Genomic DNA, 24081 nt, shown 5'->3' with positions numbered 1-24081 from the left:
AGTAGCAGCGATAGCCCACGGCTGGGGTGCCGGCGCGTGCGCCACCGGAGCCAAAAAGACACCACACGGGGTGCCCACCACCCCCGTGTGAGAGAGCAGTTATGCACAATTGCACAGGGTTATGCACAACCCAAGCTGTGCATAGCGCATGTGTGTAGAAAACGGTGAAGTTATGCACAGACTGTGGATAACTCTGTGGATTCTGCTTACATTCTTGTAATTCAACGCCTCTGCACAGCCTGTGCATAACTTTGTGCACTAACTCAACACGCTGTGCACAGAGCTGAATAATGTTCTAACTATCTGGCCAAACGCAGGTCAGTCAGGGTCGTTTCGAAAGCGCGTGCGTTCGAGTCCGGCTAAATTACACGCAGAAGATTATGCACAGCCTCCACAGTGGGTGTGCACAGCCCTTCTACCTTTGCCCACAAAACACTTATCCCCACCGACTGGGCATAACCTGCCTGTCGATGGGGATAACGCTTGATGTCTCACATCTCGTTTGTCACAAGATGCTTGTGGATATCTTCGCGAAGCCGGCCAGCAGAGCACAGACGCTTGCCCCACATAAAAGACCAACAATGGGGGTGCGTTGCTGCCGGGTGCCATATACCAGCGGCCAGGCGAGCAAGGCGCCCATGAGGATGCCGCCGATATGGCCCCACACCGACACATTGACTGCGATGAATGTGTAGACGATATTCACCGCCAGCAGCACAGCCGGCCCGCGTACATCGCGGCCGGTGCGGTGGCAGAGCACCATAAAGACCACCATCAGCGCATAGACCGCGCCCGAGGCTCCCGCGGTAGAGGCCAGCGGGCTGGCCCAGGTGATGCACGCGGCCGTGCCCACCACGGAGCAGAAATAGGCGGCAACCATCATGCGGCCGCCCACATAGTGCTCGATCTCGCGGCCGATGAGAAAGAGCAAAAACATGTTCATCAATAGATGCGCGAGGCCCACGTGCATAAAGGCGTAGCCCACAGAGGGCAGCAGGCCGGCGAAGCCGAGATACGCCGCCCGCGGCGGAAAGAACACGAGGTATTCGGCCAGCGCGGAGCGTGCGAGGTTGTGCTGCAACGAAAGCGACTCGACCGCGGTGATCAGATAGAACGCGCAGTTGAGCGCAACCAGCACCACGGTCACGGGCGCTTCGCGATACCAGCGGGCAATAGTGGAGGAATTCATGGCACTCTTTCTCTAGACACGCAAAGACCCATCGCCGCGTACGGCCACAGGCCGGCGATGGGTCACAGGGTGAGAGGGGGCGTCGCGGGGGTGGGGCGTGCAGCGCGCTTATCGACGTTCACTGCCCGCGCACCGCCGCGATGATTGCCCTCCTACTGGATGTCGATGGACTCGATAACCACCGGGTCATTCGGGCGATCCTGGATGGAGGTCTGCACCGTGGCGATGGAATCCACGACTGCCTTGGAGTCCTCGTCCACAACCTCACCGAAGATGGTGTGGTGGTTGTTCAGGTGCGGGGTGGGCGCCACCGTGATGAAGAACTGGGAGCCATTGGTGCCGGGGCCGGCATTGGCCATGGCCAAGAGGTAGGGGCGATCGAACTGCAGCTCGGGGTGGAACTCGTCCTCGAAGGTGTAGCCGGGGCCACCGCGGCCGGTGCCGGTGGGGTCGCCGCCCTGGATCATGAAGCCATTGATCACACGGTGGAAGATGGCGCCATCGTAGAAGGGGCCTTCGGTGGTGCCATTGGCATTGTTGGCACGGTAGTCCTTGGTGCCCTGGGCCAAGCCGACGAAGTTCTCGACGGTGACGGGCGCGTGGTTGCCAAAGAGTTCAATGACGATATCACCGTAATTGGTGTGCATCGTGGCAGTTGCGGTCTTCTGAGTCATAGCCCTCATCGTAGAGAAAAAACGTGGCATGTGCACCGTCACTGCACCTAGGATGGGACTATCTATAAAAGAAACTAAAGATTGGAAGGTAGATCACCACAATGAATCCCATGTTGCTCGTCCAGGGCGCACAAACCGCAAAAAAGGGCCTTATTGCATTGAATGAGTATCGCGCGAAGAAGGCTGATGAGGCCTATGACGCCCTGCAAGAGGCCGCCAATGCGGCCATGGATAAGGGCCAGGAGCTCTATGATTCGGCAGCTGAGGCCGTAGATAATGCGGACGTCGATAAGCGCGTCGCCGAGCTGAACAAGCGCGGCTCCGCCATTAGCGCCCAGGCTGCCAAGCGCTTAGAGAAGGCGAAGTCGCAGACCGGTTCCTTCCGCAAGGAGGCCGAGAAGAACGCCAAGAAGTCCGGCAAGCAACTGCGCAAGCTGGCCAAGCAGCGGGAAAAGGATGCCAAGAAGGCAGCCGCGCAGGCCAAGAAGAAGCTGAAGAAGGACAAGGGCTGCTCGAAGGGAAAGACCTTCGGCACGATCGCCGCGGTGCTGGCGCTGCTGAGCGCTGTGGCCGCCGCCGTGTACTACTTCTTCTTCCGCGAGGAGGAGAAGGTCCAGACCGTCCCGCCGCGGGTGGAGGACTTCGATACCGCCGTAGCGGATGAGGAGCCGAAGCTGGTCTACTCCACCGAGACCCCCGCCGATGCCGAGGTGGCCACCCCGGAGGACAAGCCCTTCGATGAAGAGGTTGCCGATTCCTTGGATCCTGCCGTGCCCAACACCGGTGTGGGTGAGCTCGATAATGAGGCCGAGGTAGAGAGCTGGACCGATGAGCGCTCCAGCTCCGCCCAGGCGCATGAGATTCTCTCCGCCGAGGTAGACGCCAAGTACGGCGAGGACGAGAAGAACTAAATACTCCTTCCCGCGGCCTCGAGCCGCGGCGAGCACACACCGCCTGTCCTTCGGGGCAGGCGGTTTTCTTCTGCCCCCAGTATCCGGCCCGCACTGTGATAGACCAGTCGGTCTATATAGCGCCCTATCACGGGCGCCCCAGCCGCTCTGTGGTGGCGCCAGGAACCGTGCTGGTGGCGTCGATAAGCGCCGAGCAATGGAGGACATGGTGTTGTGTACTGCGACTATGCTGCGGTCTAGACTACTCGGTATGTCTTTATAGACTATTTTGTCTATTCTTTGCTAGGGTGGGGAGCGCACCGCAGCGATAGCCGCGCCCTGTGGCCGTCGTTGCCCCCTAACTAAGAAAGAAATGAGGCCCTGATGTCCGATCTCACCCCGAAGCACAACGCCGGCGAGCCGCTTGAGCCGATCGATAAGGAGAAGCTCGCGGCTTTAGCCCAGAAAAACATCGAGAACCCCGAGGGCGGCCGCAAGGTCATCCGCACCCATACCGAGGCCGATGGTCACTTCCGCAATTACACCCAGGTCCGCGATCTCGAGCCGGTGCTGGTGGCAGAACCGCCGCAGCTGCTCGGCGATAATTCCGCGCCTAACCCCACCGAGGTCGCCCAGGCCGCGCTCGCCGCCTGCATCTCCGTGGGAATCCAGGCGATCGCCACCCACCGCGGCGTCACCCTGAGCACGATTGCTATCGATATTGAGAGCGATATCGACATCTCCCCCACCTGGGGCGTCGGCGATCTCTCCCAGGACAAGCGCCCCGGGGTCTCCGAGGTGCGGGTGAAGGTGCATCTCGAGGGCGATGCCGACCGCGACACCCTCGATCAGATCCAAAAAGACGCCATCACCTGGTCGCCCGTGGTCAATACCTACACCCGTCCCGCCACACTCACCTCGGAGTTGATCTAGCACCATGAGCATCACTCTCGCCCCCACCGCCACCACCGCCGTGTCTGAGCAACTGCTGGAGCGGATCAGCAGCACCGCCCACGCCGTGGACACCGGCGCCACCCAGGCCCGCTATGCGCTGCCGCTGCTGGCCGCCGAGGGAGCGCTCAATTTGGGCCTGGCCACCAACGCCGATGGGCAGTTCGGCGAGCAGGTTCGCGTGATTCGGGCGCTCGCCGAACGCGATCTCTCCGTGGCCTTCGCCAGCTGGGCGCACCGCATGGCCGCCGAGTACATCTCGGTCGCAGAGACGCCCACGCCCTCTCTCGAGGAGCTGGCCGCCACCCTGCGCAGCGGCAGCGCCCCCGGGGTGACGGGCATGGCGAGTGTGATGAAAACCGCCGCAGGCTGCGGCAATCTAGACCTGAGCGCCACCGCTGTCGAGGGCGGCTATCGCGTCTCCGGCCGTATCCCCTGGGCCTCGAATTTGGCTGAAGATTCCATCATCGTCACCGGCGCTGCGCTTGCCGACGCCGCCCTCATCTTCGCGGTGCGCGCCAGTGATGAAGGCGTGGAATTGGCCGCACCCTTCGAGCTCCTCGGGCTCAATTCCACGGCCTCTGCGGGACTGACCCTCAACGAGGTGTTCATCCCCTCCGATGCGGTGATTTCGACGGATCTCGCTGGCTTTGCTCGCCGGGTCCGGCCCACCTTCGCGCTCTTGCAAATCTCGGAATGCCTCGGCCTCGCCCAGGCTGCCATCACCGCGGCTACCTCGCGGCTGCACGGGGTGCACGCCACCTTTGAATCCGAGCAGGAGGATACCGCCCGCCGTATCGAGCAGCTCATCGCCACTCAGGACGAGCTCGCCGCGCGGGTGGGCCGGAGCCCGATCACCCCCAGCGAGCTGCTGCAGCTGCGACTCGACGCCGCCGAGGTGGCCACCCAAGCCGCCGGCATCGAAGTCCGCGTTGCAGGTGGAGCCGGCTATGCCAAGAACTCGCCGGCCTCCCGCCGTTTCCGCGAGGCCGCGTTTATCCCCGTTCAAAGCCCCTCCGAGGCGCAGCTGCGCTGGGAACTCGCCCGGGCCCACGAGAAAGAACGAGCAGCATGAGCGTGGCCACTGGGGTGTCTATCGCAGCCTTCAAAGACTCCGTGGGCAGTTTCCCGTCCGGGGTGACAGTATTAAGTACCCATGACGATGGCGCGGACTATGCCATAACGATTTCCGCCTTCTGTTCGCTCTCGGTGGATCCGCCCATGGTGCTGGTGTGCATCGACACCCGCTCCAGGACGCTCGCGCATATGACCCCAGGCGCGCGGGTTGGTGTGTCTGTGCTGGCACGGAAGCAGAGCGCTCTGGCCTTGCACTTCGCCCACTATGGTGCCGATCGCTTCGAGACCGTCCCCCACCGGCGCGTCGATGACATCCCCCTTGTGGCCGGCGCCGCCTCCGCTCTCGTGGGCACCGTGGAGGACTGGCTCGATGGCGGCGATCACCGCATCCTCACCATCCGCGTCGAGGACTGCACGACGAATCACGGGACTACGCCCCTGCACTATGAGCGCGGTGTTCTCGACGGCTTCTAGCGCCTAGGCGTTAGTCCGGTGCGCGATGAGCGCGGCCGTCGCGGCGGGGATACTCTCGGCGATGGCGCTGGAGCTCGTCGGCGCCGGCCCATAGGGGGTCTGCGCCGCGAGTTCCGCGGCCACAGAGTGCACCAGCACCGCCGAGACCACCGCCTCCATGCAGTCGATGTGGCCGGTGGCCTCCGCCCAGGCGAGATGGGCGCCGAGAATACCCGCCAATACATCACCCGAGCCGGCCGTCGCCGCCCAGGACACACCCGTATGAACGATGGTGGTGTGCTGCGGATCAGCGATGATCGTCGCATGCCCCTTGAGCAAGACCGTGACGCCTAGAAGAGTGGCCAGCGTCTCGCAGGCCTTCACGCGGTTCTCATCCAGCCCCGGCAGCTCATCGTCGAGGGCGGCGGCCAGGCGCTCGAACTCTCCAGCATGGGGGGTGAGCACGGTGGGCGCTTGGCGTGCGGCTACTGCGGCGCGCACCTGCGGTAGTTCAGCCAGCAGGGTGATCGCATCGGCGTCCACCACCACCGGAACATCCATGGACAGCGCGGTCAGTAATTCCTCGCGCGCCCTCTCATCTGTGCCGCGACCTGGCCCCACCACCACGCACTGCACCTGGCCGCATGCGCCAAGACTGGGATGAGAGACCACCTCTGGGAGGCGTTCCACAACTGTCGCCCGCAACGCCCCCACATAGCGCACCATGGAGCTGCTGGCCCGCACCGCGGCCATCGCACACAACACCCCGGCGCCGATATAGTCTTCAGATCCGGCGAGAATCCCCACCACTCCGCCGCTGTACTTATCATCCTCTGGCCCCGGAGACAGATCCGCAATACCCTGGTGGCCACCCATGCATTCATAGCCCTCGAGCTGCAGCTGGCTTCTGCCAGAGACCGCGCGCAGGCCAGTGCGGGTGCGACGCCGCGCAGTCTGCTGGGCAATCAGCTCGGATAGCGGCGGCAGCTGAGCGCTATCGAGGCCGATATCGGCTATGAGCACCGTGCCGCACGCCGCAGAGAGCAGATGGGCCAGGCGCGGCGCCCCGAAACTCACCGTCACATCCGCGTTCACGTGCTGCTCCCCTGCCGCGCCACTATCGGCGGCCACCCCCGAGGGGATATCCACGGCCAGCACCTGGGCCACATCCAGCCCCTGCAGCACCGCGGCGGCTTCTGGGCGTAGCCCAGGCCGCGCCCCAATGCCCGTGATGGCATCAATGAGCAGATCCACCGGTGCCAGGGTGGCGGGATCGTGTACCTCCGTTCCCCCAGCGTCAAGGAAACGCTGCCATGCCGGGCCGTGCACCGAGCTGCTGAGCCGATAGGCGCTCACCTGTGTCCAGCCCTGCTCGCGCAGCATGGCGGCCGCATAGAGGCCATCCCCGCCATTACCGCCGGCTCCTGCGAGCACCAAGATATGGGGCTGGGAGGGGGCGTCGATAAGCCTCTGGGCATCGCCCAGCATGGCGCTGGCGACCCGCGCCACCGCACTGGCGGCACTACGCATCAGCTCATCGACGCTGCCTTGAGCATCGAGGAGAGGCTGTTCGGCGGCGCGAATCTCGGCGACGGTGGCCGGGCGGCTCAGCGTGCGGGTGGGGCTACCAAGAAGATCGGGTACGCAAAGGCTCATACCCACCAAGGATAATCCCGCCGGCCGAAGGCTAGGAGTAGCTCTCGCTATCCTCGGCGTCCGCAATGCCATAGTGGCGGTAGAGGCGTTCCTCCTGCTCAGGGCTGATGTGGGCGCCATCGAAACTGGGGGCGCCATTGATGCGCTCTAAGGGAAAAGCCAGCTGCAGCCGCTCCTCCTCGAGGCAGTGGCCGAGCAGCGGCACCACGCTCGATTTCATACCGAAGAGGCCATGAGAGACCTCCACAAACTTGGGCTGGCCGGTGGCATCGTTGATGAATACCTCCTCCACGGCGCCCAGTTTCTCGCCGTCGCTATCGTATGCGGTGGCATCATTCAGCGCGGAGATCTCATGCTGAGACACGGGAGAACCTCTTTTCTTGGGTGAGTGTTCCACGGCGGCTGCGGCGCAACCACGGTGGATGGGGCTGTTCTATCGCCGTAAGTCTCATTCCTCTCACCGCGATGGATCCAGAATACCCAGCGCAGCGCAGTGACGACCACTGATTGCCCTACACGCAGCCTAGACACAACAAAACCCCTAGTGGATAACCACTAGGGGAAATGTGAGTTGTGGAGCATAGGAGAATCGAACTCCTGACCTCCTGCTTGCAAAGCAGGTGCTCTACCAATTGAGCTAATGCCCCAAGCAACGAAACCCGAGGGCTTCGCAGTGGGCCTAGCAAGAATCGAACTTGCGACCTCATCGTTATCAGCGATGCGCTCTAACCGACTGAGCTATAGGCCCTTGGAACGTGTAAGAACTTTACCCAGAAAGGTGAACAACACCAAATCAGCTGGTCACACTGCGTTTTTAGGCGTCTTTGTCGGTATATGCCAGCGGCCCCGAGCACCGGTGGTTCCGTGCTGGGGCCGCTGGCGCTAGCACCGACAAAAGCGGTGTTTAGTCCTCGGTCTCGCCGATAGTGATCACGACGCCTCCGAAGAGATCAACCACGGAGTTGTAGATGATCGCCACGAGGGGCGCGAGGAAGGTGGCAATCAGGGCGAAGATCGCGCCCACCAGCGTCGCGAGCGAGACCGTGATGCCGAAGGTCAGCACCTGCTCGCCACCGACGCCTGCAATCACTTCATTGGCCTTATCCCACACCCCTGCGGCATCGAGACCCATATAGAGCACGATCACGCAGATGATCCAGGCAGCCAGTGCCGTGAGCGATAGGGCCAGCGCTGTCTTGAACACAGACAGCGGAGAAATATGCCGCACGGCGACTCTCTGGCTACTCATTAGTCCTCCTCGGACTCATCGTTGTCGCTGAGACCTTCCACTCCGGGAATGGGGTCCGCGGTGGCGTCATCTTCTCCGGTCTTGCGGGCCCGAGCAGCGGTCGGAGACTCGGCCTGGCCGGTGGCCACGGCGGTGGCGTTTTCCTCGCCCTCGTCCTCGACGTTGCGGTCGATAGCCAAGACCTCCACATCCTTCGCTAGGTCCACCAGACGCACGCCCATGGTCGAGCGGGAGCTCGGGCGGATCTGGTTCACCTCGGTGCGGATCACCCCGCCGGCGGAGGTAATAGCAAAGATTTGATCGTCCTCATCCACAGCCAGAGCACTGATCAGCTTGCCGCGCTTCGGGGTGTGCTTGAGCGTGACCACGCCAATACCGCCACGGTTTTGGGTGGGGTATTCCTCCATCGGGGTGCGCTTGCCATAGCCGCCGGAGGTGGCCACCAAGAGGAACTCGCCATTGTCCACGCGGGTCATGGAGAGCAACTGGTCATCATCGCGGAAACGCATGCCCTTCACACCGGCGGTGGCACGACCCATCGGGCGCAGCGCATCATCATCGGCGGTGAAGCGAATGGACTGGCCCTTTTCGGAGACCAACAGGATGTCATCATCGCCATTGGAGAGCGTGGCGCCGATGAGCTTGTCGTTGTCGTTGAGGTTGATGGCGATCAACCCGCCGGAACGGTTGGACTCATAATCGTGCAGCTTGGACTTCTTCACCCGACCCTGCTGAGTGGCCAAGACAAGGTACTCGGCATCGTCATAGGTCTGGATCTGAATGATCTGCGCGATGGTTTCTTCCGGCTGGAACTCCAGCAGATTGGCCACGTGCTGGCCGCGCGCGGTCCGCGAGGCCTCGGGCAGCTCATAGGCCTTCAAGCGATAGACCCGGCCAAAGTTGGTGAAGAAGAGAATCCAGTCGTGCGTGGAGCAGACGAAGAAGTGGCGCACAATATCTTCTTGTTTCAACTCAGCACCGCGCACACCCTTGCCGCCGCGTCGCTGCGACTTATAGGCATCCACCTTGGTGCGCTTGGCATAGCCGGTGGAGGTGATGGTGACCACCACGTTCTCGCGGGCGATGAGGTCTTCTTCGGTGACATCGCCGGAGGCCGCCACGATCTGGGTACGACGCTCATCGCCGTACTTGCGCACGATCTCCTCGAGCTCTTCGCGCACGATGGTGCGCTGGCGCTCCGGGGAGGCGAGAATGCTCTGCAGATCCTCGATGAGGGCCTGCAGTTCGGCCAGCTCGTCCACGATCTTCTGCCGCTCCAGGGCGGCAAGGCGACGCAGCTGCATGGCCAAAATAGCGTCGGCCTGGATCTCGTCGACATCCAGCAGCGTCATCAAACCGGTGCGGGCATCATCCACGGTGGGCGAACGACGGATAAGGGCGATCACCTCATCCAGCATGTCCAGTGCCTTGACCAAACCGCGCAAGATATGGGCGCGCTTCTCGGCCTCGTCGAGGCGGTACTGGGTACGACGCACGATCACATCGATCTGGTGCTTCACGTACTGCTTGAGAATCTGATCCAAGCGCAGGGTACGCGGCACACCATCCACAATGGAGAGCATGTTCGCACCGAAGCTGGTTTGCAGCTGGGAGTGCTTGAAAAGGTTATTCAGCACCACGCGCGGCACCGCATCGCGCTTGAGGGTCACCACGATGCGCAGGCCGACGCGATCGGAGGACTCATCGTCGACGCTGGAGATACCCGCCAGCTTGCCGTGCTTGACCTGCTCCGCGATCGAGGAGACCAGGTTATCGGGATTCACCATATAGGGCAGCTCGGTGATCACGATGATCTGCCGGTTACCCAGTTCCTCGATGCTGGTGACACCGCGCATGCGAATCGAGCCGCGGCCCGTGGTGTAGGCATCCTTGATGCCCTCATCGCCCACAATCAACCCTGAGGTCGGGAAATCGGGGCCCTTCACGCGCTCCATGCACGCCTCGAGCGCCGACTTCTCATCGGCCTCGGGGTGGGCGAGAATCCAATAAATGGCCTCGGCCAGCTCGTTGAGGTTATGCGGCGGAATGTTGGTGGCCATACCCACGGCGATACCGCCGGAGCCATTCATCAACAGGTTCGGCACACGCGAGGGAAGAATATCCGGCTCGAGAGTCTTGCCGTCGTAGTTCGGGGAGAAATCCACGGTGTTCTCGCGGATATCGCGCACCATCTCCATGGCCAGCGGCGTGAGACGGCACTCGGTATAACGCATGGCGGCCGGGCCGTCATTACCGCGGGAACCGAAGTTACCCTGGCCATCCACCAGCGGGTAGCGCATGGACCACGGCTGGGCCATGCGGACCAGGGTGTCATAAATCGCGGAGTCACCGTGCGGGTGATAGTGACCCATGGTGTCGGCGACCGGGCGCGCCGACTTCACATAGCCGCGCTCCGGGCGATAGCCGGAGTCAAACATCGAGTACAAAATACGGCGGTGCACCGGCTTGAGACCGTCGCGCACCTCCGGCAGCGCTCGACCAACAATGACAGACATGGCGTAGTCGATATAACTCGACTGCATCTCCTCATTGATATCGATGGGTTCGATGCGGTCGAATAAGCTCTCGCCGCCCTGATTGTCATCGCTCACGCGCGTCACCTCTTATGGTTTGGGTTTCTCAGAATCCAATCCCCGCCATTCTACTCCCCTTTTCGCCGCAGAGTGGCACTGAGCGCGATTTAGGCGCATTTTTTCGCTTATCGACGCTACTATGATCGAATTCACACCACCCTTCCGGCCCGCATAGCGGCTCTCAGGCGCGCACAGAGAAAGAAAATGATTCCCCGTTCTCTTGGCGCCGACCCTCTGCTCATGTAAGCTGTGTTGCAGTTGTGATTGCAGTGAAAGCATGTGACTACTGAGGTGGTCGGCTGAGCTGTGGCGGAAGAGTCACAACACGCGAATACGATCCTTGTAGTTCCACATTTCTCAGGTGCGCCGAAAAATGTGGAACTACAAGGATATTGCGTTATCTGCAGCTCAGAGCCCGTACCATGAGGGTCATGCAACATTTACGCGAACTGCTCACCAAGGACGATGACACCACCAGCGCCGTCGTTTCCGACTTCAGCGCCCTGGTGGAGAAGAAGGTGCAGGAGCAAAGCGGTATCTCCGGCAAGCTGCTCACCGGTGCTCTCGCCGCCGCCAAGAAGGTGGATGCGGACATCGTGAATAAGGCTTCCCGCCGCTTGCTCCCCGAAATGGCCGATGAGTTGGATCCCTACTGGCAGAAGTTCCAGGAGCCGGGGGCTGGTCATAGCTTCGGCACCTACCTCGAGGAGAACTCCACCGAGGTGGTCAACTCCATCATGACCGTGGCGGACCGCAACGCCGATAAGATCTCGGCCGCACCGCTGAAGAAGGTCTACTCCTCGGTCCGTGGCAAGAGCGAGAAGCTCATCACCGACTCCCTCTTCGAAACCGGAGAGATCATCCACAAGCACGCCAGCTAAACGGCCCTATCTGCACCGCGATACACCACCACCCGCCTCCTGCACTGCAGGGGCGGGTGGTGTGCTGTATGCGGGCTGCGTGACTACGCAGCGGCGCTTTTAGATATCGAGGAAGCGCACATCCTTCGCATTGCGGGTGATGAAGCTGCGGCGAGCGCGCACATCATCGCCCATGAGCACGGAGAAGAGCTCATCGGCGGCCTGGGCATCGCCGACATCCACGCGGCGCAGAATACGGGTCTCCGGATCCATGGTGGTCTCCCATAGCTCCTTGGCGCTCATCTCGCCCAGACCCTTATAGCGCTGGATGCCATCATCCTTGTTGATCTTGCGGCCCTCGGCCAGACCGGCGGCCAGCTGCTCATCGCGCTCGCCATCAGAGAAGGCGAAACCGGGCCGGCCCTTGCCCCACTTCAGCTTGTACAGCGGCGGCTGGGCCAAGAACACATGGCCTTCCTCAATCAGCTGCGGCATGAAGCGGTAGAGCAGCGTCAGCAGCAAGGTCGCGATATGCTGGCCGTCCACATCGGCATCGGCCATCAGCACGATCTTGTGATAGCGCAGCTTATTGATGTCGAACTCATCATGAATACCCGTGCCGAGAGCAGTGATGATGGCCTGCACCTCATTGGACTTCAGCACGCGATCCAAACGGGCCTTCTCCACGTTCAGGATCTTGCCGCGCAGCGGCAAAATGGCCTGGAACATCGAATCGCGGCCGGACTTCGCGGAACCGCCTGCGGAGTCACCCTCCACGATGTAGAGCTCGGAACGCACCGGATCCTTCGAACGGCAATCGGCCAACTTACCGGGCAGGCCACCGAGATCGGTCGCGGACTTGCGCCGCACCAGATCACGGGCACGGCGGGCAGCCTGGCGGGCATGCGCAGACGCCAGCGCCTTGCTGATGATCACCTTCGCCTCGGCGGGGTTGGCCTCCAACCAGTCCGCGATGTGCTCATTCACCATCTTCTGCACGAAGGAGCGCACCTCGGTATTCCCGAGCTTGGTCTTGGTCTGGCCCTCGAACTGAGGATCAGCCACGCGCACGGAAATCACCGCGGCCAAGCCCTCGCGGCAGTCCTCGCCGGTGAGCTTGCCGTCCTTTTCCTTGAGCAGCTTGTGGGATTGCGCATAGCGGTTCATCAAACTGGTCAGAGCCGCGCGGAATCCCTCTTCGTGGGTGCCGCCCTCGATGGTGTTGATGGTGTTCGCGAAGGTGTGCACGGACTGCTTAAAGCCCTTATTCCACTGCATCGCGATCTCCACCTCGTGCTCATCGGTCTTGGCATCGAAGCCGATGATGGTGGGGTGGATCGGGGTCTTCGTATCGTTGAGATACTCGACGTAGTTGATCAGGCCCTCAGGATAGAAGAACTCACGGACCTTGTCCTTCTTCTTCCCGGGCTTATCCTTAGCGTCCTCGCCGAGCGCCTCGCGGCTTTCTTCCTGCTCATCGATATCATCCAGGGAAGGAGTATCAATGGAGGCGGCGTCCTCGCCGGCCTCGGCGAGCGCATCGAGCTCGGCCTCGGCATCGGAGACGCGCTTATCGATCAGCTCGATCTTCAAACCCTTGTTCAGGAAGGCCATTTCCTGCAAGCGGCGGGCGATGGTGTCGAACTTAAACTCTGTGGTTTCGAAGATCTCCGGATCCGGCCAGAAACGCACCGTGGTGCCGCTGCCGCGGGCGTTGCCGCCCTCCACCAGCTCCTCCGGAATCGCATTCCTGAAGTTCTGCAACCAGTGCTTGCCATCGCGCTTGATATCCGCCTCAACACGCGTCGAGAGCGCATTGACCACCGAGATACCCACACCGTGGAGACCACCGGAGACCGCATAGGACTCCGAGTCGAACTTGCCGCCGGCGTGCAGCTGCGTCATAACCACCTGCACGGTCGGCGCGCCCGAGGGGTGCATTTCCACGGGAATACCACGGCCATCGTCGACGACTTCCACGCCGCCATCCTCCAAGAGAGTAACTTTCACCTTGGTGGCATAGCCGGCCATGGCCTCATCGACGGAGTTATCCACGACCTCCCACACCAGGTGGTGGAGGCCGCGCTCACCGGTAGAACCGATGTACATGCCGGGGCGCTTACGCACTGCCTCAAGACCTTCGAGGATGGTAATTGAGGAGGCATCATAAATGTGTTCGGTGCTAGCCACTGTAATTACTCAAACTCCTTGAAACAGATTAATTAGACCCCTCCATATTACACCCCTACAGGCCCAATTACCGCCTTCACTCCCCGATGAGCTATCCCCCTACTTGCCTAGCGCCTCATTCGCTCTCAGGCAGAAACAGGGCGGGCTAGACGCACCGGCCCAGAGCCTATCCGTAGGTATCGCGGGGCCCGCGCCCTTTCACGTGCAGCGGGCCATGGCGCCAGCTGGGTGCCTCGGGGCCGTGAATCTTCAAGGTAGTGACCACATTGGGGCCTACCTTTTCTGCGATTTTGGCCAGGATCATGCGCTGCATGGCGCGCAGATTCGTCGCCTGCGGGGTGGTGGAACAGCGTACGTAGACGGTGGTTCCCTTCACCCTTTCCACCACGGCATAGCCGGCGATCGTCGGCCCCACCAGCTCCGGCCAGTGGGTCTGCACCCAGCCATTGGCTAAGTCCTTGCCCCAGCCCCGGGCCGTGATTTCCTCCGAAAGTACCTCCCCCACCGAGGAGAAGGTGCGGGCTCGGCGCAGCGCCCGACCATCTGGGCCGGTGGCGCGCAGCACGGTATTCGAGCCGCGCCGCAAACGCCAGGATCGCGGCGTCGAGGAGGACTTGTCTAAGCCCATACGCTGCAACATCGCCGAGGAATCGGCGCGATCAGAATCCAGGCGGCGGGTGGTATCGCGGCGCTGCCGCGATAAATCCGGCACATATCCCCGCCGCTTTTTCGCCTCGGCGCGCACCGCCTGAAAAGAACGGGTAATCAGATCTGCCGCGCGGGCCGGTGGCTGCTGCTTGTCGCTCACGACGACGCACCCTCCTCGGGCTCAGCCGCGGCAGGAGGATCGATGGGCATGGGGGTAAGCGTCGATAAGCGAGCATGCTCCTTGCCCTCTGGATCGGCGACGGCCTCCACGAAGTAGCGAGCAGCAATGTGCTCATCCAGATTATCGGGCAGGTCATCGCCCACGGCTGCGGTGATGAGCACCTGCTCGGCGTCCTGGGCCAGGCCTACGAGCTGGGCGCGGCGGCGCGCATCCAGCTCGGCAAAAACATCGTCCAGGATGAGCACCGGATCGGTGCCATCGCCGCGGTGCAGATGAAACTCCGCAAGCCGCAGCGCCAAGGCCATGGACCACGTCTCGCCATGGGAGGCGAAGCCCTTGGCCGGCTGGCCGCCCAACATGAGCTGAATATCATCACGATGCGGCCCGGCCAGGGTGATACCGCGTTCGATCTCATTCGTGCGCACCGCGGCCAGACGCGCCATCAACGCCGCCTCCAGCACTCCCCGATCGGGCCGGCCCTCGATTTCTGCCAAGGTGTCATTGAGCGAGGAATCATAGGCGATCGACGCCGGCCGGGATTCTGGGGCCAACCCACTATAGGCGCCGGTAACCAACGGCTGCAGCTGCTCAATGGTGCGCAGACGCTCCTCGAGGACGATCGCGCCGCAGCTGGCCAACTGCATATCCCAGGAATCGAGGGTGGCCAAGGTGGCTGCGCCATCATCGGCGGAATAGCCGCGGCGCAGCGCCGCATAGTTCGACTTCAACAGCGCATTGCGCTGGCGCACGATCTTGTCATAATCCGCCTTGACCCCGGCGATCCGCGGTTTGCGCGAGGCGATGATCGCATCCAGATAGTGGCGGCGCTCAGCCGGTTCCCCGCGCACCAAGCTGAGATCCTCCGGGCCGAACATCACGGTTTTGAGCACGCCAAGCAGTTCGCGGGTGCTTTTGAGCTTGGTGCGATTAATACCGGCCTGATTGCCGCCGCGGGCCTTGATTAACACATGACCAGCGAGTTCACGGCCATCGTTGACCACCGTGGCCGATGCCCGTGCCGCCTGGGCGCCCTCGCGCACCAGCGGCGCATCGGTGGAGACCCGGTGGGAGCCGAGATGCGCCACATAGCCGGCCGCCTCCACAATGTTTGTTTTGCCGTGCCCATTGCGGCCGGTAAACACCGTGATCCCGGGGGTCAGATCGATCTCGAGGCTCGGCCACGAGCGGAAATCGCGCAGGCTGAGATGCCGAATGTACACCGCGGAGGAACTAGCCCGGCAGGCGAACCGGCATCAGCAGATAGGTGAATTCCGACCCCGGGGTGGGGAACTCACCAGCGGAATTAGCCTCGATGGCTTCCTCCGGCTCGGGGATGATGATCGCTGGGCGGGAAGGAGCGGTGAAACCAAAGACCACGCGCTGTCCCGGCATGGCATTGAGCCCCTCCTTGAGATACGAGGGGTTAAAGGCGATGAGCAGGGAATCCTGGCCCTCGGCGCCCTCGCCCACCTGATAGTCACAGGGCAGCGACTCCTCGGCGTGGCCGGAATCGGTGGCACCGGCGGCGAGCACTACCTGGCCCTCGGAGAAGTGCATGCGGATCTGCGCATTGCGCTCGGCCACGAGGGAGACGCGCTTGATGGCGTCGAGAAGCGGGCCGATAGCAACGGTTGCCAAAGAGGTGTGCACCTTCGGCAGGAGCGGATCGTAGTTCGGGAACTCCGCATCCAGCATGCGCGTGGTGGTCTGGCGGTTGCGGGTATGCACGCCGAAGAGACCATCGGCGCCCACCTTCTCGCCGGTACCGGCGGCAATCTCCACGTTCTCGTTGAGCGAGGGATCGATGGAGCGGGCGTTTTCCTGCAGGGTTTTCGCCGGGATGAGCAGGGCGGCCTCGACATCATCGGCCACCGGCTCCCACTCAAAGCGCCGCACCGCGAGGCGGAAACGGTCGGTGGCGGCCATGACCACGTTCTTTCCCTGCACCTTCATGTGCACGCCGGTGAGCATCGGCAAGGTGTCGTCTTTACCAGCGGCGATGGCCACCTGAGACACGGCCTCGTTGAAGAGGCTCGGGTTCACTCGGCCGGTCACCTCGGGCAGTGTGGGCAGTGCGGGATAATCATCCAGCGGGATCAGCGGAAGCTCAAAGCTGGAGGAACCGCAGCGGAAAAATGCCTTGGACTCGTCGGTGCGCACCTCGATGGGCTTATTCGGCAGCGAGCTCACAATATCCGAGACCAGCTTGCCGGGAACGGCGATGCGACCCGGCTCATCGATCTCCGCGGAGATGCTGACCTTGGTGGATACTTCATAGTCGAATCCGGCCAGGGTGAGGCCATCATCGTCGGCGCTAATCACCATGCCGCGAAGTACCGGCTGGGTGGGCTTGGTGGGCAAACTACGAGCGACCCAGCCCACGGCTGCGGAAAAGTCATCTTTCGATACTCGGAAAGACACAGGCTGCGATTCCATGCTTAGCTGAGGCTCCTTCAAGCACAAGCAGCCGCTGAGCAGCCAAGAAACTGTGTTATCAGGTCCTCGGCGATACGGCGAATATGGCCCAGTATCGGCTCATCGGCGGCAAAACAATTGTTCTTCCCTCCCAGCCTACAAGAATCACACTCCGCTATAAACCGGGATCCACGCGGAGGGGATATGTGATTCCGGCTCCCAACGCGTTGCGGCGTGCCGTCGTGGCGGGTGCGGTGAATGACAGGAATCGGCGCCGCGTCCACACCCCCTATTTCTTCTTAGATCAATCCATAACTTTCTTTGGTAGTAGCAGTAGGTGCTGTGCAATCTGTGTAATTCCACGATCCGCGCAGCTCACCCTAGCGTTGCGGCATGTGTTCCAAGCTGTGCATAGCAGGTGCATAACTAGAGGGGGTTGTGCACAACTTTCCACCCCTGCTTGTTGTGCACAGTGCATGCACCGTCGAGGCGGCTGCGAACAACAGAAAATCGCTACTTATGCACAGGCGGCGACCTGCGGTTTCTTTGAGCGTCCAGTAAATGACAATTCTGTAATTACACAGCTGTGAATAACTCTGTGGATAACGCCCTCCGTGCGCGTCTCGACACCCCGCCGCTGCCCCCTTCGCCCAGTACAGATACGACACAGCGCCCGTGGCACGTAGTGTGCACACGGGCGCTCTCAGGCTGCGGTCGGCGGGAGGTGCTCCTGCCCTACCCCGCGGGGGTGACGGTCTGGCTACAAGCCTGGCTCGGAGGCTTCGCTAGGCGGAGCCATTCTTAATGAGCTGGGTGAGCTCCTGGATCTGATCGTAGGTTTCGCGGTTTTCTTGCATCTCGTTTTTGATCTTGCGCACCGCATACATCACGGTGGTGTGGTTCTTGCCGCCGAATTTCTCGGCGATCTGGGGCAAGGAGAGAGCGGTGAGCTCACGGCAGAGGTACATCGCCAGCTGGCGGGCATGCACCACCGCGTGGGTTTTGCTCGTGCCGGTGATGGTGTCCACCGAGATATCGAAGTAGTTAGCCGAGGCCGTGATGATGGTCTGCCCGGTGATCTCGACGTGCTTGTTCTCCGGCATGATGTCGCGCAGCGCCACCTCGGCGTGCTCGATGGTGATTGGCTGATTGGTCAGCGAAGAAAACGCCGCCACTCGAATCAGCGCGCCCTCGAGTTCACGAATAGAGGACTCGAAGCGGCTGGCGATCAGCTCCAGCACATCGCGCGGCACCTGCGTGCCATCGTCCTGGGCCTTCTTCATCAAAATGGCGATACGGGTTTCCAAGTCCGGGGGCTGAATATCGGTGATTAGCCCCGCGGCAAAACGGGTGCGCAGACGATCCTCGAGGGTGGTCAGCTCCTTCGGGGGCCGGTCCGAGGACAAAATGATCTGCTTATCCGCCTGGTGGAGGGCGTTGAAGGTGTGGAAGAACTCTTCCTGCGTTCCCTCTTTGCCCTCGAGGAATTGGATGTCATCCACCATGAGGATGTCGAGGTTGCGGTAGCGCCGCTTGAAGGCTTCCTGGCGGTCATCGCGCACCGAATTGATGTAGTCATTAGTGAATTCCTCACTGGAGACATACTTCACACGCAGGCCCGGCTGCAGCACCTGCGAGTAGAGCCCCGCAGCATGCAAGAGGTGGGTTTTCCCCAGCCCCGAGCCGCCCCAGATAAACAGCGGGTTGAAGGCTTTCGCCGGGGTTTCCGCCACCGCGACTGCCGCGGCGTGGGCGAAACGATTAGACGATCCGATGACGAAGGAATCGAAGGTGTACTTCGGATTCAGTGATCCTTCCGCGGAGGCCTTGGGGGCCGGCTGTTCGCGGGTATAGCGCTGCGGTGCCGCCTGCGGGTTGGGTGCTGGGTGGCCGAAGCCCACCGAGGCATCGTGGCCGCGCTGCGGCAACGAGTCATGGTGCTGCGCCCCATGCTGGCCGGGCTGAGGGGGTTGGCCGGGGTGGGGGCGTTGGCCCTGCTGGGTGTGCTCGGAGTACTGCGGTTGTTCGGAATAGTTGGCGTGGCTTTCCTGCCAATTCCGCTCCTGCCAGCCCTGATCCGCCCACTGCTGCTGCGGGCTCTCGCCCTCGGAGTGCGCGGTCGGCTGCGACAGCGGCTGCGCGCTGCTCGGCGGCGGAACGACCGCCGCGTTGTCGTTATTGAGCATCTCCGTGGCCGCGGTGTTCGCCGCCTCGCTGGGGTCTGGGTGGTGCTGGGTGTGCTCGGAATACTCCGTGGCCTGCTCGGGGTCCGCGGCGGTGGTCTCCGGCATGATTGCTTCCGGATTGACGCTGACGGCAAGTCCCGTCGGCCGGCCCATGTGGGTGGTGAGAACCGAGGTCAGCGCAGGTCCCAAGTCCTGTTCAATCACGGTTTTTGCCATGGCATGAGGCGCGGCGAGCACCGCATAGCCCGGCACGAGAGCCACGGGGGTGACGAGGCTGAGAAACCCGCGCTGGCGGGCGCTAATTGGTCCGATCCCGGAGGAGGGTTGCTCAGACAGCGCCAGCAGATCGTTAATCACGCTCTGCCACGTCTGGGCGAGAGAACCAGAATGCTCTGTCACAGGGAAAGCCCCTTACTACACGGGTGGACGGACAATCATGGGCACAGCACCACCACCGGGTGATGGCACGCGGAAACGACATATCCGCACCATCCCTGCTCCCAGGCACGATACGTTTTCCCAGCGAGGATGTCGTTTCCGAATAACGGTGTCCTCGCAGGGAGCTGCAGCCACCAGCCATGGACACCCCGAGCTCACCGCTATCGCGGCGACGCGAGGAAACACCCAAGCCCAGGGGCGCAGGCGCGCCTGAAGCCGGTCTCCCCTCTCCCCAACGGCCTTGTCGAGCTTGTTCATAACCGCAGAAAAAGCGGATTATCTAAGCCGAAAAGAACGCCTCGCTGTGGATACACGGTTGTGTGATTACACCGCCGTGTGCACAGAGCCGGCAAAGCCGAACTCCATGGTGATGCGGAGTTTTCCACAACGTTATCCACAGCTGTGAATAACTGGACTGCACAAGCGCTATCCACAGCCTAGTCGAGAGCCTGTGCATAACTAAATCGCCGAAAAAATGGGTTCTGAGCTGCACCAAAGCACTGGCCTCGGAGGAGTCTCAACTTCAGCTTTAGAGTTATCCACAGCCACGGGGTGTTCACAGCTGTGTTTAATTCACGGTTTCCATTGTTACCCGCCGGTGGTGGATACAGTCCAACAATTGCAGGGAATATCAATGCTGTAATTATCTTTATCGCCGGGCCGTCGCCCGGAAAGCCGATAATCCCAGATTGCGATGACATGCTCTTTTCCTTAGCGCAGCGGCATTGCCGCAGGAGCGAAAGAAGAGGGATGCAGGGTGTCGGGCCGAAAATTACAACCGCGGTATTTCAGGGGTAAAAAACGTCGATCTTCCCCCCGCCGCAGGGCCGTGGCGCTCCGCCGGCTCGTCGCCTCTGGCCGCGCGAGTTAAGGGTGTAGATGGCAGTAGCGAGTGCGCCTTACACTCCTCGAGGCGGGTGCTGGCGGGATCAGCTAAATACCAGTACACCCGTACTATTTGTGCGGCATATGGGGCGGTACACACCGGCCCGCGAGGGCACCGCTGTTGCAGCACAGCTACAGCAGGAAAAGCACAGTGATGTAAGTTAGCCCAGCTAGCGCCACGAATCTTATCCGCGTGGCAACTTGTTATTCACGACGGTCGTACCGTATTCTGTCTAGGTCTATTGCGGTCACGCAGCTGCATCATGGGTTCAACCTGAGGTTGAGCCTTGCAGGTGGAGTGGGCAGGGCCGCGTGTGGACGATGCTTTGGCGGTACAGTGCGCTGATCCGAGCGCCGGCTCGGAGGTGGGTGACCACCTCATTGCGGAAGCTGAAGTATCGATCTGCATCCTGTTTCGCTTCGGCGGAAGAGGGGAAGAAGAGAATTCATCTCATGAGTTCCTTAGGCGTCGCGCAGCGCCAGCGTCTCAGGCCGCCCTCGCGGTCTGAGCCTCTCGTGCTGAGCAGCGCGGAGCTTGTGACAGCAAACTTTCAAGGAGTGTTTGACCTATGGCTAAGGGCAAGCGGACTTTCCAGCCCAATAACCGTCGTCGTGCCCGCGTCCACGGTTTCCGTACTCGTATGCGCACCCGTTCCGGTCGCGCTATCGTCGCTGCACGTCGCCGCAAGGGCCGTGCTCGCCTCACCGCGTAGTTTTCTTTTCCCGTGAGGCGGCGGTGTCACGCAGTGTGTGACCCGCGGCTTCGCCACCGAAAAATTACTCGAGGGGCGCACTGATGCTTCCGAAGAACCTCAAAATTGGTTCCTCTGCGGAGTTTTCGCAGGCTGTATCCGGTGCAAGCCGGGCCGGAACCAAGCGCGTGGTTGCCTATTACTCGCGCGCCTGCGAGGAGCGGGAGCCCCAGGTGAGCTTTGGTGGGCCGCATTTTGGGCTCATCGTGTCTAAAGCCGTCGGGAATGCTGTGATTCGTCACCGCGTCGCCCGGCGGCTGCGGCATATCTGTGCCGAGCTCGCCGAGGAGCTCGATCGTACCGACCGAGTGGTCATTCGGGCGCTGCCTGCCAGCGCCGATGCCCCCTCAGAGAAATTAGAGGACGATGTTAGACGAGCACTCGCACGCAGTCGACGACGCTTCGCCGAGCGCGCCGCACAGTCCGACTAGGCCCGCTCGGCGCGGCCCACTGACCGCGGTGTTAGTAGCCGGGGTGCGGCTGTACCAGAAGTATTTTTCTGGGCTCAAAAGCGGCCCGAGCTGCCGTTTCGAGCCAAGCTGCAGTGCCTATGCGCTTGCGAGCTTGCAGCGCTTTGGGGCGTTGCGTGGAGTGCTGCTCACCGTTATTCGTCTGAGTAAGTGTGGTCCCTGGCATCCGGGCGGCTATGACCCCGTGCCTCCGGTGCAGAGAAAATGATGAAATATACTCGCATATGTGTCGCCGGTGGCGGCGCGAGCGAACACCCCGTGTGGCTGTGTTTTTCTGCGGCACGACGCAGGCGCTGAGCGGCGCGCTGCTGAACCCCTGAACGATCATCACACCACGTAGCAGCTAAAGGAGCATTCAGAACGCCGTGCTGGATCCTATTTATTACGCAATTTCTGCCATCTTGTGGTTTTGGCACAAGGTGGTCAGTTATGTCCTCGACCCCGACTCGGGTGTGTCCTGGGTGCTCGCCATCGTTCTTCTGACGGTGACCATCCGTGCCTTCCTCGTCAGGCCCATGCTCAAGCAGATGCGTTCGACGCTGAAGATGCAAGAGATGCAGCCGAAGATGCAGGCCATCCGCGAGAAGTACAAGAACGACCAAGCCAAGATGATGGAGGAGTCGCGCAAGCTGCAGAAGGAGATGGGCGTCAATCCCATCGCCGGCTGTATCCCGCTGCTCGTCCAGATGCCGGTGTTCATCGGCCTGTTCCACGTGCTGCGGTCCTTCAACCGCACCGGTAGCGGCGGCACTCAGCTGGGCCTGTCCATTGAGGTCAATCGCAATACCCCGAACTACATCTTCGGTGTCGATGAGGTGCAGTCCTTCCTCGATGCTCGTATCTTCGGGGTGCCGCTATCGTCCTATATCTCCATGCCCAATGAGATGTTCGGCGCCTTCGGCACCGTGGACTTCACCCGCGCCAAGATCATTGCCGTCGCCACCCCGCTGATCCTCATCGTGGTCTTCGCTACCCACATGAACGCCCGCTTGTCGGTGTCCCGCCAGGAGGAGCGCCGCCGCTCCGGCAAGACCAAGGCCCCGCAGAATGACATGATGGCCACCCAGATGCAGATGATGAACAAGATGATGCTCTGGTTCATGCCCGGCATCATCCTCTTCACCGGTGTCTTCTGGCACATCGGACTGCTCTTCTACATGGCATCGAATAACGTGTGGACCTTCTTCCAGCAGCGCTGGATCTTTGCCAAGGTCGACGCCGAGGAGGAGGAAGAGCTCGCCCGCAAGCGCGAAGCGAAGCGCACCACTGCTCCTCGCCCCGGCCAGAAGCCGAAGAACCCGAAGAAGGGCAGCAACTCTTAAACGCGCCCTAGCGGCCTCGCGGCCGAATGAGCCCCCGCGGCCCAGCATCCTCTTCGCAGTGATGCTGGGCCGCGACTCATATTCCCCCTTGGGATGGCCCGCATAGGGCAACGTATAGTGAGGAAGACAGTGCAGTCTGGCCGAGCATGAGATACGGCCAGCGCCGAGGATGAGGAAAGGGATGTTTCACGTGAAACCAGAGTCGGAGGGCGAGCAGAGCACCGAGCTGACTCCACCGCCTGCGAGCGCGGCTGCCGTCTTCGGCGAGCGCCTTGACCTCGCTGTGCGCTATCACGCCTCGCTCGCGACCACCGGCACTCAGCGCGGCTTCATCGGCCCCCGCGAGATCCCCCGGCTCTGGGAGCGGCATATCCTCAACTGCGCAGTGGTCACCGAGGCGATACCGGCCGATGCCCGCCGCGTGGCCGATATTGGCTCCGGTGCGGGTCTGCCCGGCATTCCGGTGGCTATTGCCCGTCCCGATCTTTCCATCACCCTCATCGAGCCGCTGCTCAAGCGCTCCACCTATCTGCGGGAAGTGGTAGAAGAGCTGGAATTGGACAACGTCACGGTGGTGCGTGGCCGCGCCGAAGAAAAAACCGTGCGCGCCGAGGTTGGCCGCTTCGATGTGGTGACCTCGCGGGCGGTGGCCCCCTTGGGCAAGCTCGCCCGCTGGTGTATGCCGCTGGTGCGCCCGAATGGGAAAATGATTGCCCTCAAAGGCTCGAGTGTGCACGAGGAATGGGAACGCGATCACGCCATCATCGCCAAGGCCGGCGGTGGACTGGGCACGATCATGACCGTCGGCGAGGGTGTGCTGGAGCAGCCCACCACGGTGATCAGTATCCCGCGCCGCCGCTAGAGATTGCTGCGGGTGCGCCGGCCTCATACCCCATTGGTTGGTGACACAGTGAGGCACTAGGCTAGAGGCCTAGGTGTGCGCGCCAGGAGGATGGCGTCGATAAGCATGATGGCCATAATCTGGGCAGCGCACGCGGTAG

The 24081-nt window shown here is 61.8% G+C and carries 21 protein-coding genes and 2 tRNA genes; 10 read left to right on the top strand and 13 right to left on the bottom strand.

Going from position 1 to position 24081, the window contains the following annotated elements; all coding sequences use genetic code 11:
- Nucleotides 1-505 precede the first annotated feature (505 nt).
- Together KRX12_RS06760 and KRX12_RS06755 are read right to left on the bottom strand one after the other, a co-directional pair.
- On the bottom strand, nucleotides 506-1189 hold the full coding sequence (locus KRX12_RS06760; RefSeq protein ID WP_218364810.1) for a rhomboid family intramembrane serine protease: 684 nt from the start codon (nucleotides 1187-1189) through the stop codon (nucleotides 506-508).
- Nucleotides 1190-1341: 152 nt separating this feature from the next.
- Nucleotides 1342-1872: a peptidylprolyl isomerase gene (locus KRX12_RS06755; protein ID WP_151529738.1), complete on the bottom strand. Its 531-nt coding sequence runs from the start codon at nucleotides 1870-1872 to the stop codon at nucleotides 1342-1344.
- Nucleotides 1873-1973: 101 nt separating this feature from the next.
- Here KRX12_RS06755 and KRX12_RS06750 point away from each other — a divergent pair, with 101 nt between their 5' ends.
- From KRX12_RS06750 to KRX12_RS06735, 4 genes are all read left to right on the top strand, one after another.
- Nucleotides 1974-2774, top strand: coding sequence for a hypothetical protein (locus tag KRX12_RS06750; protein ID WP_218366144.1), 801 nt, complete (start codon nucleotides 1974-1976; stop codon nucleotides 2772-2774).
- A 363-nt stretch (nucleotides 2775-3137) separates the two neighbouring features.
- Nucleotides 3138-3686, top strand: coding sequence for an OsmC family protein (locus tag KRX12_RS06745; RefSeq protein WP_218364812.1), 549 nt, complete (start codon nucleotides 3138-3140; stop codon nucleotides 3684-3686).
- A gap of 4 nt (nucleotides 3687-3690) precedes the next feature.
- Nucleotides 3691-4779, top strand: a complete 1089-nt coding sequence (locus KRX12_RS06740; RefSeq protein ID WP_218366143.1) for an acyl-CoA dehydrogenase family protein — start codon at nucleotides 3691-3693, stop codon at nucleotides 4777-4779.
- The gene (locus tag KRX12_RS06735; RefSeq protein WP_218366142.1) at nucleotides 4776-5255 is read left to right on the top strand and encodes a flavin reductase family protein; all 480 of its coding nucleotides are present in this window, start codon (nucleotides 4776-4778) and stop codon (nucleotides 5253-5255) included. The genes KRX12_RS06740 and KRX12_RS06735 overlap by 4 nt, the downstream gene beginning before the upstream one ends.
- 3 nt (nucleotides 5256-5258) lie before the next feature.
- Here KRX12_RS06735 and KRX12_RS06730 read toward each other — a convergent pair whose 3' ends face one another.
- From KRX12_RS06730 to gyrA, 6 genes are all read right to left on the bottom strand, one after another.
- Nucleotides 5259-6890, bottom strand: coding sequence for a bifunctional ADP-dependent NAD(P)H-hydrate dehydratase/NAD(P)H-hydrate epimerase (locus KRX12_RS06730; RefSeq protein WP_218366141.1), 1632 nt, complete (start codon nucleotides 6888-6890; stop codon nucleotides 5259-5261).
- Between the two features lie 31 nt (nucleotides 6891-6921).
- Nucleotides 6922-7254, bottom strand: a complete 333-nt coding sequence (locus KRX12_RS06725) for a PRC-barrel domain-containing protein (protein WP_218366140.1) — start codon at nucleotides 7252-7254, stop codon at nucleotides 6922-6924.
- A 210-nt stretch (nucleotides 7255-7464) separates the two neighbouring features.
- Nucleotides 7465-7537 (bottom strand) — tRNA-Ala (locus tag KRX12_RS06720).
- 27 nt (nucleotides 7538-7564) lie between these two features.
- Nucleotides 7565-7638 (bottom strand) — tRNA-Ile (locus tag KRX12_RS06715).
- 156 nt (nucleotides 7639-7794) lie between these two features.
- Nucleotides 7795-8139, bottom strand: coding sequence for a DUF3566 domain-containing protein (locus KRX12_RS06710; protein ID WP_218364817.1), 345 nt, complete (start codon nucleotides 8137-8139; stop codon nucleotides 7795-7797).
- Nucleotides 8139-10751, bottom strand: a complete 2613-nt coding sequence (gene gyrA, locus KRX12_RS06705) for a DNA gyrase subunit A (RefSeq protein WP_218364818.1) — start codon at nucleotides 10749-10751, stop codon at nucleotides 8139-8141. Before gyrA ends, KRX12_RS06710 begins: the two co-directional genes overlap by 1 nt.
- A 413-nt stretch (nucleotides 10752-11164) precedes the next feature.
- On the opposite strand from gyrA, the gene KRX12_RS06700 reads away from it, so the two are divergent.
- Nucleotides 11165-11614, top strand: coding sequence for a hypothetical protein (locus tag KRX12_RS06700; RefSeq protein WP_218364819.1), 450 nt, complete (start codon nucleotides 11165-11167; stop codon nucleotides 11612-11614).
- Between the two features lie 99 nt (nucleotides 11615-11713).
- Here KRX12_RS06700 and gyrB read toward each other — a convergent pair whose 3' ends face one another.
- The 5 genes from gyrB to dnaA all read right to left on the bottom strand — a co-directional run bounded on the left by gyrB (nucleotide 11714) and on the right by dnaA (nucleotide 19612).
- On the bottom strand, nucleotides 11714-13783 hold the full coding sequence (gyrB, locus tag KRX12_RS06695) for a DNA topoisomerase (ATP-hydrolyzing) subunit B (protein ID WP_218366139.1): 2070 nt from the start codon (nucleotides 13781-13783) through the stop codon (nucleotides 11714-11716).
- A gap of 166 nt (nucleotides 13784-13949) precedes the next feature.
- Nucleotides 13950-14591, bottom strand: coding sequence for a DciA family protein (locus KRX12_RS06690; RefSeq protein WP_370625556.1), 642 nt, complete (start codon nucleotides 14589-14591; stop codon nucleotides 13950-13952).
- Entirely contained in the window at nucleotides 14588-15832 is a 1245-nt protein-coding gene (gene recF, locus KRX12_RS06685) for a DNA replication/repair protein RecF (RefSeq protein ID WP_218366138.1), read from the bottom strand. Before recF ends, KRX12_RS06690 begins: the two co-directional genes overlap by 4 nt.
- 10 nt (nucleotides 15833-15842) lie before the next feature.
- The gene (gene dnaN / locus KRX12_RS06680) at nucleotides 15843-17048 is read right to left on the bottom strand and encodes a DNA polymerase III subunit beta (RefSeq protein ID WP_151549762.1); all 1206 of its coding nucleotides are present in this window, start codon (nucleotides 17046-17048) and stop codon (nucleotides 15843-15845) included.
- A gap of 764 nt (nucleotides 17049-17812) precedes the next feature.
- Nucleotides 17813-19612, bottom strand: coding sequence for a chromosomal replication initiator protein DnaA (gene dnaA / locus KRX12_RS06675; protein WP_218366137.1), 1800 nt, complete (start codon nucleotides 19610-19612; stop codon nucleotides 17813-17815).
- Between the two features lie 1493 nt (nucleotides 19613-21105).
- Here dnaA and rpmH point away from each other — a divergent pair.
- The 5 genes from rpmH to rsmG all read left to right on the top strand — a co-directional run bounded on the left by rpmH (nucleotide 21106) and on the right by rsmG (nucleotide 23942).
- Entirely contained in the window at nucleotides 21106-21249 is a 144-nt protein-coding gene (gene rpmH / locus KRX12_RS06670; RefSeq protein ID WP_083878205.1) for a 50S ribosomal protein L34, read from the top strand.
- A gap of 83 nt (nucleotides 21250-21332) precedes the next feature.
- A complete protein-coding gene (gene rnpA / locus KRX12_RS06665; RefSeq protein WP_218366136.1) occupies nucleotides 21333-21719 on the top strand; it encodes a ribonuclease P protein component in 387 nt (128 codons plus the stop codon).
- Nucleotides 21655-21966: a membrane protein insertion efficiency factor YidD gene (yidD, locus tag KRX12_RS06660; RefSeq protein WP_218366135.1), complete on the top strand. Its 312-nt coding sequence runs from the start codon at nucleotides 21655-21657 to the stop codon at nucleotides 21964-21966. Before rnpA ends, yidD begins: the two co-directional genes overlap by 65 nt.
- 157 nt (nucleotides 21967-22123) lie before the next feature.
- Entirely contained in the window at nucleotides 22124-23080 is a 957-nt protein-coding gene (gene yidC, locus KRX12_RS06655) for a membrane protein insertase YidC (protein ID WP_218366134.1), read from the top strand.
- A 181-nt stretch (nucleotides 23081-23261) separates the two neighbouring features.
- Nucleotides 23262-23942 (top strand): 16S rRNA (guanine(527)-N(7))-methyltransferase RsmG, encoded by a 681-nt coding sequence (gene rsmG, locus KRX12_RS06650; RefSeq protein ID WP_218364826.1) that lies wholly within the window; start codon nucleotides 23262-23264, stop codon nucleotides 23940-23942.
- Nucleotides 23943-24081 lie beyond the last annotated feature (139 nt).

The sequence above is a fragment of the Corynebacterium sp. TAE3-ERU2 genome, assembly GCF_019209955.1.
Lineage (GTDB): Bacteria > Actinomycetota > Actinomycetes > Mycobacteriales > Mycobacteriaceae > Corynebacterium > Corynebacterium megadyptis.
The sequence above is the reverse complement of the archived record's forward strand: the minus strand, read 5'-3'. Positions and strand labels throughout refer to the sequence as shown.